The sequence below is a fragment of the Streptomyces sp. NPDC090994 genome (assembly GCF_044768905.1).
GTDB lineage: Bacteria > Actinomycetota > Actinomycetes > Streptomycetales > Streptomycetaceae > Streptomyces.
The window spans coordinates 21,708-39,521 of record NZ_JBIVWS010000028.1; the positions used below are offsets into that span (position 1 = coordinate 21,708).

Sequence of the window (17,814 nt, forward strand, 5' to 3'; positions counted from 1 at the left end):
TCCAAGACCCGTTTCGCACCTCGTCATGCAGTAATCGCATCACGGGTAGGCTGTGCAGCATGGGCATGCTTCCCGATCTGGACCTGCGGCTGGTCCGGTACTTCACGGTCGTCGCCGAGCAGTTGCACTTCGCCCGTGCCGCCGAGCAGTTGCACTTCGCCCGTGCCGCCGAGGAGTCGCGGATCGCCCAGCCCTCCCTGAGCCCGTCAGATCCAGCGGCTGGAGAACGCCCTCGGCGTACGCCCTGCTGGAGCGCACCACCCAGGGCAGTCGGCTCACCGCCGCCGGCGCGGCGTTCCTTCCACAGGCTCAGCAGCTGGTGCACGGCGTGGGGTGGGCGTGGGCCTCGCCGGTGGCGAGCACTCTGCCAACGTCATGGTGCGGATGGTGGAGCGGCGGTTCTTGTAGCCCCGTGGTCGGTCGGGTCGCGGGGAGCTTGTTCGGTGGGGCAGGTTTGTCCCACGGTCGTCGGAGGCCGGTCGGCCAGGGGACGGGTGAACCGGAGCTGGGGTGGGCGGTGATCGCCGGCCGGGTCCAGCGGGAAGCGCCGCCCTGCGCGGTGGCCTGCTCTTCGCCCCGGGAGTCGGGGGCGCCGAGGACGGTCTCACGTGCTTTTTCCGTCCCGGCGGGTGTTACGTCCCGGCGCGGCCGTCGACTCGCGCCAGATGACGCGTGTGAGCAGGGAGTTGTCCTCGGGTGCGGGGACGCCGCTGAGTTCCGCGAGGAGGCGCTGTACGGCCCGTCTGCCCAGCCGTTCGTGGTCGACGGCGACCGTGGTCAGCGTCGGCATCATCTCCGCGCCCAGCGGATTGTTGTCCCAGCCGGTGACGCTCACGTCGTGCGGCACCCGCCAGCCACGTTCCAGGGCGCCGCGCAGCGCCCCGGTGGCCAGCAGGTCGTTGGCGGCGATCACGGCTGTGACACCGCTGTCGGCGGGGAGTTCGAGTATCGCCCGGCGGGCGCGTGGGGCCAGCCAGTCGCAGTCGACGACTCCGTGCGACTCCAGGCCCAGGCGCCGGACGGTCTCCAGGTAGACCTGCTTGCGGGCCCGGGCCGAGGTGTGGGAGTAGTCGCCGGCCAGGTGCAGGAACCTCCGGTGCCCCTGTTCCGCCAAGCGCTCGATGATCTCGCCCGCCGTGGTGGCGTCGGCCAGTTCCCCGATGCTGCGCATCCGGTCGTCGTAGTCGGGGGAGACGACGATGACGGTGCCGTCCGCTGTCCTGCGGTGCGGGAGGGCGGGCAGGGGGGTGAGGGAGAGAATGCCTTCGAAGACGCCGTAGTCGGCCAGTTCGAGCACCCGCTGCCCGCGTGACTCCCGGGGTTCGCCGAGAATCACGACCTCCACGGAGTACCCGGCGTCGCGGGCGGTGCTGGTGGCGCCCGCGAGCATCTCCAGCGAGCTGATCGCGTTTCCGGGGGGCATGAGCAGGGCCAGCCGGCCGGTCTTGCGGTTGCGCATGGCGCGGGCGGCGAGGTTGGGGCGGTAGCCCAGTTGCGCGATGGCCTGCCGGATGCTCTCGCGCATGGCGTCGTTGATCGAGGCGTCGGCGCGCAGATAGCGCGAGACGGTCTGGTGGGACACTCCCGCCAGGCGTGCGACGTCCCTGATCGTCGGCCGTCGCGTCGGCGCTTCGCTGGTCATGCGTCCCCCCTCCTCCTCGGCCGCCGCGGACTGCGCTGGACGGCCGTTCACCCGCGCGTGCACGTACCGGACGGCGCGGTGTGCGCAGCCCGAGGCTACCAAGCACTGCCGCCGCCGTACGGCTCCGGGCAGGCGGTCAGCAGTGGCCGGTCGGCTGGCCGGTGCACAAGCTGTCGAGTGATCGTTCACTTTGCACGGTCTCATGGCTCAAGTTTCGAAAAAACCAGTTACTGCAAGGAGTGTTGACGCCTTAGTTGGCCGCCCATATGGTCTCCCAACGAATCCGAGTGACCGATCACTCAGTGGAAGGAGGGGTGCGGAACGCGGTGCGAAGCCGCCGTTGTCCGCGCGGACCGAGCCCTGCGGGGCCGGTACCCGGCCGCAGCGGTCCTCGCCCGCCCGCGCCGGCGGGCACACCTGCTCTGCGGGCACACCTGCTCTGCGGGCCACCTGTCCGAACCGGCGGACCGGAACACCTGCTCGTACTGGCGCAGCCGCCCGCACCCGCACCACCTCCCGTAACGGACCCTGTCCGCACTCGGGCACCCGCCGGCATCGGGATGCCGGCTCGGGCCCGGCCACCGACACATGCCCCGCACCCGCCGCGGTTCGTCCGCCGGACGAGCCCGTTCTCCCGAAGGGACCAGAGCCGTGAAAGGCCCCGCTGCACAGAGTGCGCCACCACCGCCCGCCGGGCGTGCGCGCGTCCCGTGGCCGCGTCCGACCCCCTCGCGACAAGCCGGTGCCGCGCCGGGTGACGGCCGATGAGTATCGCGGAACTGCGACGCGTCACCTCCGCCCGTACGAAAGGCCCCTCCCGTGCCGGGTCCCGCGCGGACCACCGGGACAACAAGGCGGCGCTGGTCTTCCTGCTGCCGTGGCTGGTGGGCCTGTTGGGTCTCACGCTCGGCCCGATGCTGGTCTCGCTGTACCTGTCCTTCACGGATTACAACCTGTTGCAGGCCGCCCGCTTCACCGGTCTGGACAACGTGGCGCACATGCTGCACGACGCCCGCCTGCACCAGTCCCTTGAGGTCACCTTCACCTACGTGGTCGTCGGGGTGCCCCTCCAGCTCGCCGTCGCGCTCGCTCTGGCGCTGCTGCTCGACCGCGGCATGCGCGGCCTCGCGTTCTACCGTTCGGTTTTCTACCTGCCCAGCCTGCTGGGCGGCAGCGTGGCGATCGCGGTGCTCTGGCGGACCATCTTCGGTGACGACGGCCTGGTCAACGACGTGCTCGGGGTCCTCGGCGTCGCCTCGCGCAGCTGGGTGGGTGATCCGAACACCGCGCTGGGCACCGTGATCCTGCTGCACGTGTGGACGTTCGGCTCGCCGATGGTGATCTTCCTGGCCGGGCTGCGTCAGATTCCGCGCGAGTACTACGAGGCCGCCGCCACCGACGGCGCCGGTGTCTGGCGGCAGTTCAGGTCCGTCACGCTGCCGCTGCTCACACCCATGATCTTTTTCAACCTCGTGCTCGGCGTCATCGGCGCCTTCCAGTCCTTCACCCAGGCCTTCGTCGTCTCCGGCGGCACGGGCGGCCCCACCGATTCCACGCTCTTCTACACGCTCTACCTCTACCAGGAGGGCTTCGGCTCCTTCCGGATGGGATACGCCTCCGCGCTCGCCTGGCTGCTGCTGATCATCGTGGCCGCCTTCACCGCCATCAACTTCTGGGCCTCCAAGTACTGGGTGTTCTATGACGACTGACCAGCTCACCACCGTTTCCGCCGAGTCGGCCCGCCCGTCCGTGCGTCCTCCCCGGTCCCCCTCCGGGCGGTCTCGCCGGCTGCCGTCCTGGCCACGGGTGGTCCGGCATGCCGCCTTCATCGCGATGGTGCTCGTGGCCCTGTATCCCGTCCTGTGGATGGTGGTCAGTTCGCTGCGGCCGGACGGCGAGATCTTCACCCGCTCCGGGATCTTCCTGGACACCTTCGCCGCCGAGAACTACACCAGCGGCTGGAGTGCCCTCGCCCACCCCTTCAGCACCTACCTGCTCAATTCGGCGATCGTCGTGCTCGGTGCCGTGATCGGCAATCTGGTCGCCTGCTCGATGACCGCCTATGCCTTCGCGCGCCTGAGCTTCCGGTTCAAGAGGACCGCGTTCGCCGTCATGCTGCTCACGATCATGCTGCCGATCCACGTGCTGATCGTCCCGCAGTACGTGCTCTTCGCGCAGCTCGGCTGGATCAACACGTTCCTGCCGCTGATCGTGCCCAAGTTCCTCGCCACGGACGGGTTCTTCATCTTCCTGATGGTGCAGTTCATCCGCGGGCTGCCGCGCGAGCTGGACGAGGCCGCCCGCCTCGACGGCGCCGGCCACCCCCGTATCTTCCTGCGGATCGTGCTCCCGCTCATGCGTCCTGCCCTCGCCACCACCGCGATCTTCACGTTCATCTGGACGTGGAGCGACTTCTTCTCCCAGTTGATCTTCCTGACCGATCCCGGCACGTACACCGTGCCGGTGGCCCTGCGGTCCTTCATCGACACCCAGGCGGACTCGTCCTACGGATCGCTGTTCGCGATGAGCACGCTGTCCCTCGTCCCCGTGCTGCTGGCCTTCGCCTTCGGCCAGCGCCATCTGATCCGAGGCGTGGCCACCACCGGCGGCAAGTGAGCGACGCCCGCTTCTTCTCACGAAGGGAACGACATGCTGCTCAAGCGCGGCACCCGCCGCACCACCGCGCGTCTTCTGCTCGCCGCGGCCCTCACCGCCCTGTCCCTGACCGGCTGCGCGGTGGGCCAGGAGACGGGCGCCGACCGGCTCAGCAAGACGTCCGTCACCATCCGTCTGAACTGGTGGGGCGCCGAGGAACGCCAGAAGAAGACGGCCGCCGCCGTCCGCCTCTTCGAGCGGGAGCACCCCGGCATCCACGTCGACATGGAGTTCTCCGACTGGACGGGCTACTGGGACCGGCTGGCCACCATGACCGCCGCCGGCAGCCCGCCCGACGTGATCCAGATGGACGGGCTGTATCTGTCCTCGTACGCGGACCGCGGGGCACTGCTCGACCTGGACACGTCCAGGTTCATCGACCCGGACCTCTCCCCCCGCGTGCTCGACACCGGCCGCTACAAGCAGGCGCTCTACGGCATCCCGAGCACGGTCACCGTCCTCGGCGTGGCCGTGAACACCACCATCCTCGACCGGCTCGGGCTCACGCTGCCCGACACCAGGACCTGGACCTGGAAGGAGTACGAGGACTTCGCCGCCGAGGTGACGCAGGCGTCCGGCGGGCAGGTCGCCGGGACGCTGCCGCTGACCGGCTCGGCGGCGCTCGACCTCTTCGCCCGGCAGCGCGGCGACCACCTGTTCGACAAGGACGGGCGCATCGTGCTCAAGGCCGAGACGCTGACGGCGTTCTGGAACGCGACCGACCGGCTCGTCGAGGCCGGGGCGTCGCTGAGCCGGTCGCAGCTGGCCGACGCCGCGGCACTGCCCCTGGACCAGTCGCCGTTGTCGACCGGCAAGGCGGCCATGTCGGTGATCTTCGCCAACCAGCTGTCCGCGTACGCCGCGGCCAGCGGCGGCGACACGTTCACCCTGGTCGACCTGCCCGCCGACCGGGGTGCGGCCGCCGACAGCCAGTTCGTCAAGTCGTCGCAGTACTGGTCGATCTCCGCGCAGACCCAGCACCCGGCGGAGTCCGCGCTGCTGGTCAACTTCCTGACCGGCGACCGGAAGGCGGCGAAGATCCTCGGGGTCGAACGGGGCCTGCCGGCGGTCCCGGCGCTGCGCTCGGAGATCCAGGAGTCGCTCACCCCGGAGGACCGCGACGCGGCGGCGTTCGTCGAATCCGTCGAGCAGGGGCCCGTCGGCCCCGCCCCGGCGATCGCCCCCACCGGCGCCAGTGACATCGAAGCCGTCCTGACCCGCTACGGCCAGGAGGTCATGTTCGGCCGGAGCGACGCCGAAACCGCGGCTCGGGCCCTCCTGAAGGAAGTCTCGGACAAGATCTACTCGGCCGGCTGAGCATGCTCGGCCGCACCCCTGACAGGAGTCACGCACACTGATGGGTTCCCTCTCGTCGGCATCTGCCGCCCCCACCCACCCTCCGACCGGCCGCGCCCCGCGCCGCTACGCCGTCCACGGCACCGGCCACCGCGCCGCGATGTACGTCAACGCGATGCTGGACGACTTCCCCGACCTGGCCGAGCCCGTCGCCTGGTGCGACCCCAACGAACGGCGCATGGCCCACTACACCGCGCGGGCCCGCCGCGCCGGCAAGGCACCCGCCCACTACCGGCCCGAGCAGTTGGAGGCGATGCTGCGCGAGCAGCGCGTGGACGTCCTGATCGTCTGCTCACCCGACCACACCCATGCCGACGCGGTGTGCACGGCCCTGCGCGCCGGTGTCGACGTCGTCTGCGAGAAACCCCTGACCACGGACGCGGAGGGGCTGCGCCGTATCGAGGAGGCGGCGCGCACCTCCGACGCCCGCCTGACCGTCACCTTCAACTACCGCTACTCACCGCGCAATGCGGCCCTCAAGCAGGTCGTCGCCGACGGCACCGTCGGCACCGTGTTGTCCGTCCACTTCGAGTGGCTGCTCGACACCGTGCACGGCGCCGACTACTTCCGCCGCTGGCACCGCGAGAAGGACTCGTCCGGAGGACTGGCGGTGCACAAGGCGACGCACCACTTCGACCTGGTCAACTGGTGGCTGGACGACGTGCCCGAGACCGTCCATGCCCTGGGCGGTCTGCGGTTCTACGGCGACCGGGGGGCCGGCCGGCCGCCCGGACCGCGCCCGTGCCTGGGCCGCGACGCCGCCGCGGACGACCCGTACGGCTTCGACATGTCCGGCGACGACCACCTGCGCGGCCTCTACCTGGAGGCGGAGGCGGCGGACGGGTACCTGCGCGACCGGGACGTCTTCGACGAGGGCATCGACATCGAGGACACCCTCAACGTCCTCGTCGGCTACCGCGGCGGCGCCGCCATGAGCTACGCGCTGACCGCGCACAGCCCCTGGGAGGGCTACCGGGTCAGTGTCAACGGCTCCCGGGGGCGGGCCGAGCTGGAGGTGGTCGAGCGCGCCCATGTGGCGTCGGGCACGGCGTCGGACGTCCTGGCCTGGCACGCCGACGACCCCGACGGCACGCCTCCCGCTGCCGTCTCGCGTCCCGCCGTCGACCCGAGTGCCACCCCCGGCTCCGCCCCGGCGGCCACCGGTGCCCGTGCGGAGGGCAGTCGCCTCGTCGTACAGCGGCACTGGGACGTCGCCCGGGAGGTTCCCGTCGTGGAGCACCACGGTGGCCACGGCGGGGGCGACGGACTCCTCCTCGCCGACGTCTTCCGCGGCCCCGGCGCGGACCCGCTGCGCCGCCAGGCCGGTTACCGCGACGGACTGGGCAGCGTCGCGGTGGGCATCGCCGTGAACCGGAGCCTGCGCACCGGGCAGCCCGTGCGCGTCACCGACCTGGGTCTGCACCCGTGATGAGCCCGGCTCACCCACCGAGGGCCGGCGACCGAAAGGGAAAAGCGAGCATGACGAGAACGAGACGCTGGACGGCGCGCCTCCTCCTGCCCGCCACCGGGGTGGCGATGCTCCTCGCCACCGGGCCGGTGTCCTCGGCGGCACCGGCGCCGAGGACACCGCATCCGACCTCCTTCTCCGGATACACCGACAAGGGCGCTCTGGAGGCCGAGGGCCGGGAGATCGTCGCGAGCGGCGTCCTTCCCGTCGTACGGGGTACGGCTCCGAAGAGCCGGCGGGGGACCACGTACTACGTCGATTCGGCGGGCGGCGACGACGCGGCCGACGGAAGGTCGCCGTCGCGGGCGTGGAAAACGTTCACGCGGGTCAACGCCAAGGAGTTCGGTCCCGGCGACCGCATCCTGCTCAAGGCGGGCAGCTCCTGGTCGGCCCAGGGCGACGAAGTGGCCAAGGAGGCCTACGACTACACCCGGTGGACGGACGGCGAGCCGGCCGACGTCACCGGCCCCGACCCGACCGCGCTTCTCGCCCCGAAGGGCTCGGGTGCGGCCGGCCGGCCCATCGTCCTGTCGAGTTACGGCACCGGCGCCGCCCCCGAGCTGAACGGCCGCGGCGTCGTCAACGACGTACTGCAACTGACCAACCAGGCACACTGGGACATATCGAACATCGAGCTCAGCAATGTGACCGACGGCTTCGACCCGTCGACGTTCGAACCCGGCGCGAACGAGGGCAAGCTGCCCGGCGAGGAGAACCCGGGCACCGGTGACCTGCGCGGCATCCACGTCCAGGCGGAGAACGCCGGGACGCTCACCGGCTTCGCCCTGCACCACGTCTTCGTCCATGACGTCAGCGGCGTCATGTGGTCGATCGGCAACAGCGGCCTCGACCGGTCCAAGCGCACCGGCGGCATCCTGTTCGAGGGGCTGAAGGGCGACGCGCGCACGGTCTCGCGGTTCTCCGGCGTCACGGTGCGGGACAACGTCATCGCCAACACCGCGTTCGCGAACGTCGCCTTCAAGCAGTTCTCCGGCATGGGCACCTACCGCTACCAGGACGTCGAGCCCGGCTGGGGCGACCGCGCGGTGGGCAAGGCCGCGACCGACGGCACCGTCACCGAGGACCCGGACTGGCGTCCCCACCACGACATCGGCATCTCGGGGAACTACCTGACCAACCGGGACACCCAGTACGGCTGGGACGCGCTCTACCTGACCAGCGTCCAGCGCGCGACCGTCGAGAACAACCTGGTCGACGGCGCGGGGGTGTCGGGCATCGAGCTGTACTACTGCGACGACGTCGTCGTGCAGAACAACGAGGTGGCCGAAGTGGAGACGCGCGTCAACGCCGCCGACTCCAACGGCATCGACCCGGACCGGGGTGCGACGAACATCCTGATCCAGGGCAACTACGTGCACGACTCCGGCGAGGGCATCCTGCTGTGCGGCTTCGGCTTCGGCACGGCCGTGGTGCGCTACAACGTCATCCAGGACGTCGACCGGAACTACGTCAACCCGCACGGCGACAGGGGCGTCAACGTCATCCACAACAACCTGATGTACAATACGCGACAGCCGCTGAAGGACAACACCGTCGGATTCTTCGAGTCCTCCGGCAGTGCCGGGACCCACCTGACCGCGAAGAACGCGCACCACGTCCTGAACAACGTGTTCGTCAACGCACGGGAGGACGTCGCCGGCGCCCGGTTCCGGACCGGCTATCCCGGTGTCCGTTTCAGTACCAACGCGTACTACGGTCCGCGGGTCCTCGCACCGGACGCGGATGCCGGCGCGATCACCGAGGACCCCCAGCTGGGCGGCAACCCGGCCGACGACATCACCAACGCCCGCCCGCGAGGGGACGGTTCACCGCTGCTCGCGGCCGGCCTCCCCGTCGACCTGACGTCGATCGCGGCCGGGTTCGACGCGTCCGGGAACGCCGGCACCAGTCAGCTGGCGCTGCGGGTGGACTTCTTCGGCTCCCGTCTGACCACGCCGCCCACCGTGGGCCCGGCCTCCTGACGGGCACTCCATCGGGTCACGGGCATCTCGTGCCGGCCCGGTGGACTCCTCGCCGGCAGTGCCGTCGTCAGCGACGGGCGCGACAGGCCAGGGCCGCGTGCAGGGTGGGCAGATCGGTGGCCCGAGCAGGGTTGAGACCGGTCAGTTCGGCGACCTTGCGCAAGCGGTACAGCACGGTGTTGGGATGCACCCGCAGCCGGGTCGCGGCCACCTGGCGGTCGCACGCCGCCCCGAGGTAGGCGCGCAACGTCGCCATCAGCTCCGGGCGTTCCTCCAGTGGGCGCAGCAGCGAGGCGAGGTGGTCGGCGGCGGGGCCGGGCCGGGAGAGCTGGTGGTCGAGCGCCAGGTCGGCCAGCCGGTACAGGCCCTGCGGCCGTCCCGACGCGACGGCCAGCGCGGCCAGTTCGGCGGCCACGGGGGCGGCGTCCACCACGGCGGCCGGCGTCGCCGTCAGCACCGCGGCCGTCACCGGAGCGCCGGCCGCCTGCCGCAGCCGGGCCACCACGGCCGGGGCCGCGCCCGCCTCCCCTCCGGGACCGGCGCCCGGAACACCGTCGTACGGCAGCAGCACCAGGCCGCCGTCGGCGGTGAGGGTGTGCAGGGACGCGCCCCGTGAGTGGTGGTCGAGGGCGGTACGCACCCGGCGCAGCTTGCGCCGGGCGGCCACCGAGGGGTCGACGCCCGGCCTGCTCTCGTCCGGATGCGGCCCCAGCACCAGCCCCAGGACCGCGTACTCGGCCGGCAGGTCCGCTCCCGTCTCCTGCGCCGCGCGCGCCGGGTCTCCGGCCAGCAGGCCCGCCAGCAGTTGCTGCCGGACCCCGTGCCGCTCGCCCGCACTGGTCTGCAACTCCTGCACGTACCCGGAGCTGACCGCCCCGGTGACCAGGCGGAGGTACTCCAGGGTCACCCCGTGCAGGGCGTTCACCCCCGGCGGGTCGGGCGGGCCGGCGGCACCCACGAGCCCCGCGAGGATGACCCGGGCGCCGATGAAATAGGCGTTGACCACGGCGTCCAGCGGCAGCCCCTCCTCGGCCCGGCGCGCGGCGGAGTCCCGGAAGGACGCCACGCGTGCGTCGTCCGGCAGCCGCCCCTCACCCAGTGCCGCCGCGAAGTCGGACAGCCCGAGCCGGACGATCCGCGCCACGTCACCGTGCAGGTGCTCGGTCGGCAGGGCACCGTAGACGGGCAGTTGTTCGGCCAGTTCGGCCACTACGGCGCGCTCCAGGTCGGCGGCCAGCCGCAGCAGCAGTTCGTGCGCCGGTGTGCCGCCGAAGGTGACCGGTCCGGCCTTGTACGCAGCCACAAAACACCTCACCGAACTCTGTTTCCGGACATGGAAGCGCCCGACCCGCCGGCCGCCATGATGGAGCGCACCCCAAAACTACCGACCGGTAGGCGAGGGGACGAGTCCTCGTCGGCCTCGTCCCGCGGCCCTGCGGCACACCCGGTGCGGGCCCGGTGCGAAGCGAGGCCGTCCCCCGCCGCCTCAGCGAAGGAGACACCCACCCGTGAACTCGACCCACCTGCGCGCACTGCTGCTCACCGCCGTCGTCTCGGCAGGGGTGCTCACCGCACCGGCCGCCCGCGCCGCGGACGACGCCGTCGACTACGTGGCCCTGGGCGACTCCTTCGCCGCCGCGCCACTGGTCCAGCCCGTCGACGCGTCGAACCTGCTCTGCATGCGGTCACTGTCCGACTATCCGCACATCGCCGCCGGGGAACTCGGCGTCGACCTGACCGACGTCAGCTGCTCGGCAGCCACCGTCGAGCACCTGAGCACCTCCCAGTACCCGGGCACCGCTCCCCAGTACGAGGCCCTGTCCGAGGACACCGACCTCGTCAGCATCACCATCGGCGGCAACGACACCAGCCTCGTCACGACCGCCTTCGGATGTGTGAACGTCCTGCCCGAGCCGGCCGGCAGCAGTTGCGCGGCGGAGAACACCGAGGGCGGCACCGACCAGGTGGCGGACGTCATCGACGCGTGGGCCCCCCAGTTCGACACCGTCCTGGAGACGGTGCACCGGCTGGCGCCCCGCGCGCGGGTGTTCGTCGTGGGGTACGGCAACTACATCCGTCCCGGGGGCTGTTTCCCCGTCCAGCCGCTGTGGAGCGCGGACGCCACCTACCTCCAGGAGAAGGTCGACCACCTCGCCGGCGTCCTGGAGCGCTCCGCGGCTCGCCATGACGCGACGTTCGTGGACACCTACCCCCTGGGGGTGGGCCACGACTCGTGCGCCGACCCGGCCGACCGGTACATCGAGGGCTTCGTCCCCACCCACCCGGCGCTTCCGCTGCATCCGAACGCGGACGGCTCCAGGGCCATCGGCCGCGCCCTGGCGGACGCGATGCGCACGGTCACCGACGTCGTCTGAGCGACGCGCCGGGCACCACCGTGCGCGGCGCCGGCCACGGCCCGCCGGCCTGGGCCGTCAGGCCGGCGTCCTGGTCCTCGCCCCGTGGAGCGGCGGGGCAGTCAGGCGTAGTGGCGGTAGACCGCCTGGGCGACGCAGGCCGGCTTGTCGCTGCCCTCGACCTCGACGGTGAAGGTCAGCGGCATCTGCACGCCGTTGCCCTTCACCTCCTCCACGGTGCCGACGACACCGTGCAGGCGGATCTTCGCGCCCACCGGGACGGGGCTGGGGAAACGGACCCGTTCCAGACCGTAGTTCACACTCATCCTGGTGCCGGTGATGCTGAGCAGTTCACCGAAGAGGGGAATGATCAGGGAGAGTGTGAGGTAGCCGTGGGCGATGGGGCCGCCGAAGGGTCCGTTCGCCGCCTTCTGCGGGTCCGTGTGGATCCACTGGTGGTCATCGGTGGCGTCGGCGAAGGTGTTCACCCGCTGCTGGGTGATCTCTCGCCACGCGGTGCGGCCGAGGTCGGTGCCGCTGAGCGCGGTGAGTTCGCCGAGGCCGTTCGCGGTGGTGGGCATGGGCGGTCCTGCCTTTCGAGGGTGGTCGCACTGGGCGTCGTCGAGCGCGACGCCCTGATCGGGGCCGGGTTTCGCGCGCCTCCGCAGGCCGGCCGGCCCTGCTGGTGAGCGCTGTCAGGGGTGGGGGTGGGCGTCGGGACCGGTCGCGTACGTGTCACGCACGACGGACTTGACGATCTTCCCGGAGGCCGTGCGGGGCAGGCTCTCCGTCACGACGAGCGACTTGGGGATCTTGTACTTGGCGAGCCTGCCCCGCAACTGGTCGAGGATGTCGTCCGGGTCGGCGCGCGCGGCGGGGGTGAGGACGACGACGGCGCGGCCGACCTCGCCCCAGACCGGGTCGGGTACGCCGATGACCGCGCACTCGGCGACGGCGGGGTGGGTGAGCAGGGCGTCCTCCACCTCGGCCGGATAGACGTTCTCGCCGCCCGAGACGAACATGTCCTTGACCCGGTCGACGATGTAGACGTATCCCTCCGCGTCGGTGCGGGCGACGTCACCGGTGCGCAGCCAGCCGCCGTCGGCGAACGCGGCCTCGGTCACCGCGGGCCGGCCCCAGTAGCCGGTCATGACGTGCGGCCCGTGGACGAGGATCTCCCCGGGTTCACCGGGGCCGGCGTCGCGCCCGTCGGGCCGGACCACGCGGACGTCGGTGAAGAAGTGCGGCAGGCCGGCGGAGCCCGCCTTGGTGGAGGTGTGCTCCTTGTCCAGGAAGAGGACTCCGGGGGACGCCTCCGTCATGCCGTAGCCCTGGCTGAAGGCCAGGCCGCGGTCGAGGTAGGTGGTGAGGGTGCGGGCGGGGACGGGGGCGCCGCCGCAGGTGAGGGTGCGCAGACTCGACAGGTCCGCGGCCGCCCAGCGGGGCCGGGCCGCCATCGCGTCGAACATCGTGGGGACGCCGAACATGTACGTCACGCCCAGGCTCTCGACGAGTTCCAGGGCACGGTCGGCGTCGAAGGCTTCGAGCAGCACCACCCGGCCGCCCTTGAGCAGGGTGGGCAGGCAGGTCATGTTGAGTGCGGCGGTGTGGAACAGCGGGGCGGCAACAAGGGTCACCTCGTCGCCGGCCAGGTCGGTGTCGACGAGGACGTTGACGCTGTTCCAGGTGAGGTTGGCGTGGGAGAGGACGGCGCCCTTGGGGCGGCCCGTGGTGCCGGAGGTGTACATGATGATGCACGGGTCCTCCAGCCCTACCGTCTCGTCCAGGTGGTCGGCTCGCGAGCCGGCCAGGAGTCCCTCGTAGCCGAGCGCCTCGTCGTCATCGTCGCCGGTGAGCGCGATCCGGTGCGTCACCCCGGCTTCGGCTGCCGCGGCGCGTGCGCTGCCGGCCTGGCCGGCGGTGTGCACGAGGACGGTGCTGCCCGAGTCGGACAGGTTGTAGGCCAGTTCGGGGGCGGTGAGCCGGGTGTTGAGCGGGACGAAGACCGCTCCGAGCACCCCGGCGGCGAAGAGCGTCTCCAGGAACGTCGGATGGTTCGGGCCCAGGTACGCGACGCGGTCGCCGTGTCGTGTGCCCAGGGCGCGCAGGGCGTGCGCGAGCCGCAGGACGCGCTCGTGCAGTTCCCGGTAGGTCCAGGTCCGGCCCTCGTGGACGACGGCGGCCCGGCCGGGCGTCTTGCGGGCCCGGCGGGCCGGCCAGGAGCCGATGCCTTGGTTCAACACGATCGGCTCCTTCAGTCCGTGAGCAGGCCGAGCAGGCGGGCGGCGTTCTCTTTGAGGATCTTCGGCCGGACCTCGGCCTTGATGTCGAGCTTCTCGAAATCGGCGAGCCACCGGTCGGGGGTGATGACGGGATAGTCGGAGCCGAAGAGGACCTTGTCCCGCAGCAGGCTGTTGGCGTACCGCACGAGCTGCGGCGGGAAGTACTTCGGGGACCACCCGGACAGGTCGATGTACACGTGCGGCTTGTGGGTGGCGACCGCGAGCGCCTCGTCCTGCCAGGGGAAGGACGGATGGGCGAGGATGATCCGCAAGTGCGGGAAGTCCACGGCCACGTCGTCGACCAGCATGGGGTCGGAGTACTTCAGGCGGATGCCGCCGCCGCCCGGGACACCGGCGCCGATGCCGGTCTGGCCGGTGTGGAACAGGGCGGGTACGCCGAGTTCCTCGATGGCCTCGTACAGGGGGTAGGCCAGCGGGTCGTTCGGGGCGAACGCCTGGATGCTGGGGTGGAACTTGAAACCGCGCACGCCGTACTCCTCGACCAGCCGCCGTGCTTCGCGTACGCCGGCGCGGCCCTTGTGCGGGTCGATGGAGGCGAACGGGATCAGGACGTCGGCGTGGGCGGCGCAGTTCTCGGCGATCTCCTCGTTGGAGATCCGGGGGTGCCCGGTGGCGTGTTCGGCGTCGACGGTGAACACCACGGCGGCCATGTGCCGTTCGCGGTAGTGGCCGGCCATCTCGTCGATCGTCGGCTGCCGGTGGCCGTGGGCGTTGAAGTACTTCTCGGAGGCGCCCAGCAGTTCGGGGCTCAGTGCCGTGTGTCCGCTCGCCGAGACCTCCGCGTGCGTGTGTACGTCGATGGCGGTCAGCCGGTCGAGGTCCAGTGCGCGTGCTTCCATCTCATGCCTCCGGAGCCTTGGGGGCGGGGATGCCGCAGGTCTCGGGCTCGGCGCCGACGCCGTGGGACCACTGGGCGGCGATCGCCTCGGCGCTCCAGCCGCCCTCGGCGAAGGCGACGGCCTTCTCCTTGGGGTGGGCCCACAGGGCCAGGCGGTCGCCGCCGATCCCGATGGCCTGCCCGGTGACGTCCTTGGCGGCGTCGGAGGCGAGGAAGGTGATCAGGCCGGCGACGTCCTCGACGGTGCCGAGGCCCTCGTCCTTGCGCAGCCAGCCGGGCAGCGGCGTGCCGGTGCGCTCGGACTCCTCGATGACCGGCGCGAACGCCGGGATGGTCTTGGTCATCTCGGTGGCGGCGACGGGGACGACGGCGTTGACGGTGATCCCGGCCCGCCCCAGTTCCAGGGCCCAGGTGCGGGCCATGGCGACGATGCCGGCTTTGGCGGCGGCGTAGTTGGTCTGGCCGAAGTTACCGCGCTGTCCGGCCGGCGAGGAGATGAGGACGAGCCGGCCGCCGGTGCCCTGCTCGCGCATGCGGACGGCGGCGGCCCGGGCGCAGGTGAAGGTGCCGCGCAGGTGCACGCGGACCACGGCGTCGAAGTCGTCGTCGGTCATCTTCCACAGCACGCGGTCACGCAGGATGCCGGCGTTGGTGACCAGCACGTCGAGGCGTCCGAACTCCTCGACCGCGGTGTCGACCAGCCGCTGCGCCGCCTCACCGCTGCCCACGGCCGCCACGACACCCGTCGCGGCGCCCCCGTGGGCCCGGATGGCACCGACGGCCGAGTCGACCGCCGTCTGCTCGACGTCGTTGACGACGACGGCGGCGCCGGCCGCGGCGAGGGCCTGCGCGTAGGCCAGTCCGAGGCCGCGTCCACTGCCGGTGACGACGGCGACCTTGCCGTGAAGATCCATGAGGGGGCCTCTCGCAAGTGAAGGGAACCAGAGTGCCGAGAGCGTCGGCACGACACTCGATCGACAGGAATCCTGTTGGTTGCTCAGACTGACGTCCATCAGGATTCCTGTCAATGGCTTAAGGTGAGGGTGCCGTCGCAAGCCGCGGCACACAGTGAAGGAAACGGCATGAACCCACCCGCGCGGACCGTCACTCCGCACGCCGCGAACGTGAGCACCTCGCTGCTCTACCTGATCAAGCGAACCGAACTGGCGGTGCGGGCCCGGCTGGAGGAACTGCTCAAGCCCGCCGGGATCACGGCGTTGCAGTACACCGCCCTCACCGTGCTGGAGCGGCACGACGGCGTCTCCGCCGCCCAGCTCGCCCGCGACTCCTTCGTCACCGCCCAGTCCATGGCCGACATGGTCCGCGCCCTGGAGAGCCGTGGCCTGATCCGCCGCGAACCCAACCCCGACAACCGGCGCGAACGCCGCATCCTGCTCGCCGCCCCCGGGCGGCAGCTGCTCGCCGAGTACGCGGAGCCCGCCCGCCTGCTGGAGGAGCACATGGTCGCGGACCTGAGCGCGGAGGAGATCGGTGTGCTGCGCACGGCGCTCGTCGCGGCGTGGCGGTCCCTGGCCTGAGTCCCCGAGGGTCCGTGCGGTCGTGGTGGGACCGCCACCGGAGCGCGGACCAGCGGCCGATCATCACGGCGCAGTCACTCCCCAACCTGTTGCCCGCGCGCCTGTTCAGGTCGGTGATGCCCGCGCGGCCTCGCCGATGTTCGTCCGGAGCAAGAACAGGCGTCACAGCGGCAAATGCACGGTGGCCTTTCGGCGGACAGTACCCGCAATCGAAAGGTGGTGGTCCCCGTGCATCCCACAGTTTCCGCGCTCGGCATCGCGTCGCTCGTCGCGGCCAAGCAGGTCAGCCCCATCGAGGTCGCCCGCTTCTGCCTGGACCGGCTGGACCGGCTGAACCCCCTGGTCAACGCCATTGTCTGGCGGGACGACGAACAGCTGCTGCGGGCGGCCGAGGCAGCCGAGCAGCGGGTGATGAGCGGTGAGCCGCTGCCGCCGTTCCTCGGCGTGCCGGTCCCGGTCAAGGAGCTGACCCAGGCGGCCGGCCAGCCGAACACGCTCGGCTCGCTGGGGATCAGCGACGTCGTCCAGAAGGAGAGCGACGTCTGCATCGACCGGCTGACCGACGCGGGCATGCTGCTGATGGGCCGGTCGAACGCACCGGAGATGGGTCCCATGTCGGTGTCGGAGAACCGCCGGTACGGCGCCACCGCCAACCCCTGGGACCCGTCGTACTCGGCCGGCGGCTCCTCGGGGGGCGCGGCGGCCGCGGTGGCCGCCGGGCTCGCCCCCGTGGCGCAGGCGTCGGACGGCGGCGGATCGATCCGGATGCCGTCGTCCTGTTGCGGCACCGTCGGGCTGAAGCCGAGCCGGGGCCGGGTACCGATGGCCGCCCCGCTGTGGGAGCACGGCGTGACCGACGGCATGATCACCCGGACGGTGGCCGACGCGGCGGCGCTGCTCGATGTGCTCGCCGCGCCCGATCCGCTGGCGTGGGACGTCGCGGCCCCGCTGCGCCGGCCGCTCGCCGACGAGGTGGGGGCGGCGCCCGGCCGGCTGCGGATCGGCCTGCTCACCGAGGCCCCGACCGGGCTGCCCGTCGACCCCGACTGCGTCCGCGCCGCGCAGCGCCTCGCCGCCGTCCTGGAGGACTTCGGTCACGTCGTCGAACCGGCGGAGTTCACCGGGTACTCGCCGGAAGCGGTCCAGGGCTACCTGGAGGTCGTCATCAACGCGTGGCTGTGGACCACCGACTACGACGACGTCTCCCTCGCCGAGCCCTATCTGCGGCACCGCCGTCGCCTCGGCACGGAGCGGACCGCGGCGGAGTACGCCCGCGCCGCGCACCGGATCCACCGGGAGAGCCGTGACGTCGTACGGCAGTGGCAGACCTCCTGGGACGTGCTGCTGACGCCGACGATGGCGACCACCCCGCCGCCGCTCGGTGTGGTGCTCGACGAGGCCAACCGTGATCCGGACGGGCCGCGCCTGACCGAGAACCAGATGGTCTCGTTCACCGCGTTCGCCAACATCGCGGGACTGCCGGCGATCTCGCTGCCCGTGCACTCCACCGGGTCCGGTCTGCCGGTCGGCGCCCAGCTGATCGGGGGTCCCGCCGACGAGGCGACCCTGATCCGGCTGGCCTCGCAGGTCGAGCCCGCCTTCTCCTGGACGACCGCGATACCGGACGTGTTCGCCTGATGCGCTCCTGTTCTTCCTCCTCTTCCTCCCACCACCCCGG

General features: G+C 71.4%; 14 protein-coding genes and 1 pseudogene. 9 read left to right on the forward strand and 6 right to left on the reverse strand.

What is annotated here, in order from left to right:
• Positions 1-59 precede the first annotated feature (59 nt).
• A pseudogene (locus ACIQR3_RS33995) lies at positions 60-325 on the forward strand (LysR family transcriptional regulator); the annotation flags it as partial.
• 279 nt (positions 326-604) lie between these two features.
• On the opposite strand, the gene ACIQR3_RS34000 reads toward ACIQR3_RS33995, so the two are convergent.
• Positions 605-1,642 (reverse strand): LacI family DNA-binding transcriptional regulator, encoded by a 1,038-nt coding sequence (locus ACIQR3_RS34000; RefSeq protein WP_403544864.1) that lies wholly within the window; start codon positions 1,640-1,642, stop codon positions 605-607.
• Positions 1,643-2,406: 764 nt separating this feature from the next.
• Between ACIQR3_RS34000 and ACIQR3_RS34005 the strand changes: the two genes are divergently transcribed.
• Genes ACIQR3_RS34005 through ACIQR3_RS34025 form a run of 5 tightly spaced genes read left to right on the forward strand, consistent with a single transcriptional unit; the run spans position 2,407 to position 9,103 of the window.
• The gene (locus tag ACIQR3_RS34005; protein ID WP_403544866.1) at positions 2,407-3,351 is read left to right on the forward strand and encodes a carbohydrate ABC transporter permease; all 945 of its coding nucleotides are present in this window, start codon (positions 2,407-2,409) and stop codon (positions 3,349-3,351) included.
• Positions 3,341-4,258 carry a carbohydrate ABC transporter permease gene (locus ACIQR3_RS34010; RefSeq protein WP_403544868.1) on the forward strand — a complete coding sequence of 306 codons (918 nt, stop codon included), beginning with the start codon at positions 3,341-3,343 and terminating at the stop codon, positions 4,256-4,258. Before ACIQR3_RS34005 ends, ACIQR3_RS34010 begins: the two co-directional genes overlap by 11 nt.
• 33 nt (positions 4,259-4,291) lie before the next feature.
• On the forward strand, positions 4,292-5,614 hold the full coding sequence (locus ACIQR3_RS34015; RefSeq protein WP_403544870.1) for an ABC transporter substrate-binding protein: 1,323 nt from the start codon (positions 4,292-4,294) through the stop codon (positions 5,612-5,614).
• Positions 5,615-5,654: 40 nt separating this feature from the next.
• Complete coding sequence (locus ACIQR3_RS34020; RefSeq protein ID WP_403544871.1) at positions 5,655-7,082, forward strand: Gfo/Idh/MocA family protein; 1,428 nt, start codon at positions 5,655-5,657, stop codon at positions 7,080-7,082.
• A 50-nt stretch (positions 7,083-7,132) separates the two neighbouring features.
• Positions 7,133-9,103 (forward strand): right-handed parallel beta-helix repeat-containing protein, encoded by a 1,971-nt coding sequence (locus tag ACIQR3_RS34025; RefSeq protein WP_403544873.1) that lies wholly within the window; start codon positions 7,133-7,135, stop codon positions 9,101-9,103.
• A gap of 67 nt (positions 9,104-9,170) precedes the next feature.
• Here ACIQR3_RS34025 and ACIQR3_RS34030 read toward each other — a convergent pair whose 3' ends face one another.
• A complete protein-coding gene (locus ACIQR3_RS34030) occupies positions 9,171-10,406 on the reverse strand; it encodes a PucR family transcriptional regulator (RefSeq protein WP_403544875.1) in 1,236 nt (411 codons plus the stop codon).
• Between the two features lie 205 nt (positions 10,407-10,611).
• Between ACIQR3_RS34030 and ACIQR3_RS34035 the strand changes: the two genes are divergently transcribed.
• The gene (locus ACIQR3_RS34035; RefSeq protein ID WP_403544876.1) at positions 10,612-11,478 is read left to right on the forward strand and encodes an SGNH/GDSL hydrolase family protein; all 867 of its coding nucleotides are present in this window, start codon (positions 10,612-10,614) and stop codon (positions 11,476-11,478) included.
• 101 nt (positions 11,479-11,579) lie between these two features.
• Here ACIQR3_RS34035 and ACIQR3_RS34040 read toward each other — a convergent pair whose 3' ends face one another.
• The 4 genes from ACIQR3_RS34040 to ACIQR3_RS34055 all read right to left on the reverse strand — a co-directional run bounded on the left by ACIQR3_RS34040 (position 11,580) and on the right by ACIQR3_RS34055 (position 15,512).
• Complete coding sequence (locus tag ACIQR3_RS34040) at positions 11,580-12,038, reverse strand: MaoC family dehydratase (RefSeq protein ID WP_403544878.1); 459 nt, start codon at positions 12,036-12,038, stop codon at positions 11,580-11,582.
• Positions 12,039-12,152: 114 nt separating this feature from the next.
• A complete protein-coding gene (locus ACIQR3_RS34045; RefSeq protein ID WP_403544880.1) occupies positions 12,153-13,700 on the reverse strand; it encodes a long-chain fatty acid--CoA ligase in 1,548 nt (515 codons plus the stop codon).
• 11 nt (positions 13,701-13,711) lie between these two features.
• Positions 13,712-14,584: an amidohydrolase family protein gene (locus tag ACIQR3_RS34050; RefSeq protein ID WP_403544932.1), complete on the reverse strand. Its 873-nt coding sequence runs from the start codon at positions 14,582-14,584 to the stop codon at positions 13,712-13,714.
• A 16-nt stretch (positions 14,585-14,600) separates the two neighbouring features.
• Entirely contained in the window at positions 14,601-15,512 is a 912-nt protein-coding gene (locus ACIQR3_RS34055; protein WP_403544881.1) for an SDR family oxidoreductase, read from the reverse strand.
• Between the two features lie 168 nt (positions 15,513-15,680).
• Here ACIQR3_RS34055 and ACIQR3_RS34060 point away from each other — a divergent pair, with 168 nt between their 5' ends.
• Both ACIQR3_RS34060 and ACIQR3_RS34065 read left to right on the forward strand, forming a co-directional pair.
• Entirely contained in the window at positions 15,681-16,136 is a 456-nt protein-coding gene (locus ACIQR3_RS34060; protein ID WP_403544883.1) for a MarR family winged helix-turn-helix transcriptional regulator, read from the forward strand.
• 228 nt (positions 16,137-16,364) lie between these two features.
• Entirely contained in the window at positions 16,365-17,774 is a 1,410-nt protein-coding gene (locus tag ACIQR3_RS34065; protein ID WP_403544885.1) for an amidase, read from the forward strand.
• The last annotated feature ends 40 nt before the right edge of the window (positions 17,775-17,814 follow it).

Coding starts and splice junctions, on each gene's coding strand:
- ACIQR3_RS34000 (WP_403544864.1), bottom strand. CDS start 1,642: ATGACCAGCGAAGCGCCGACGCGACGGCCGACGATCAGGGACGTCGCA.
- ACIQR3_RS34005 (WP_403544866.1), top strand. CDS start 2,407: ATGAGTATCGCGGAACTGCGACGCGTCACCTCCGCCCGTACGAAAGGC.
- ACIQR3_RS34010 (WP_403544868.1), top strand. CDS start 3,341: ATGACGACTGACCAGCTCACCACCGTTTCCGCCGAGTCGGCCCGCCCG.
- ACIQR3_RS34015 (WP_403544870.1), top strand. CDS start 4,292: ATGCTGCTCAAGCGCGGCACCCGCCGCACCACCGCGCGTCTTCTGCTC.
- ACIQR3_RS34020 (WP_403544871.1), top strand. CDS start 5,655: ATGGGTTCCCTCTCGTCGGCATCTGCCGCCCCCACCCACCCTCCGACC.
- ACIQR3_RS34025 (WP_403544873.1), top strand. CDS start 7,133: ATGACGAGAACGAGACGCTGGACGGCGCGCCTCCTCCTGCCCGCCACC.
- ACIQR3_RS34040 (WP_403544878.1), bottom strand. CDS start 12,038: ATGCCCACCACCGCGAACGGCCTCGGCGAACTCACCGCGCTCAGCGGC.
- ACIQR3_RS34055 (WP_403544881.1), bottom strand. CDS start 15,512: ATGGATCTTCACGGCAAGGTCGCCGTCGTCACCGGCAGTGGACGCGGC.
- ACIQR3_RS34060 (WP_403544883.1), top strand. CDS start 15,681: ATGAACCCACCCGCGCGGACCGTCACTCCGCACGCCGCGAACGTGAGC.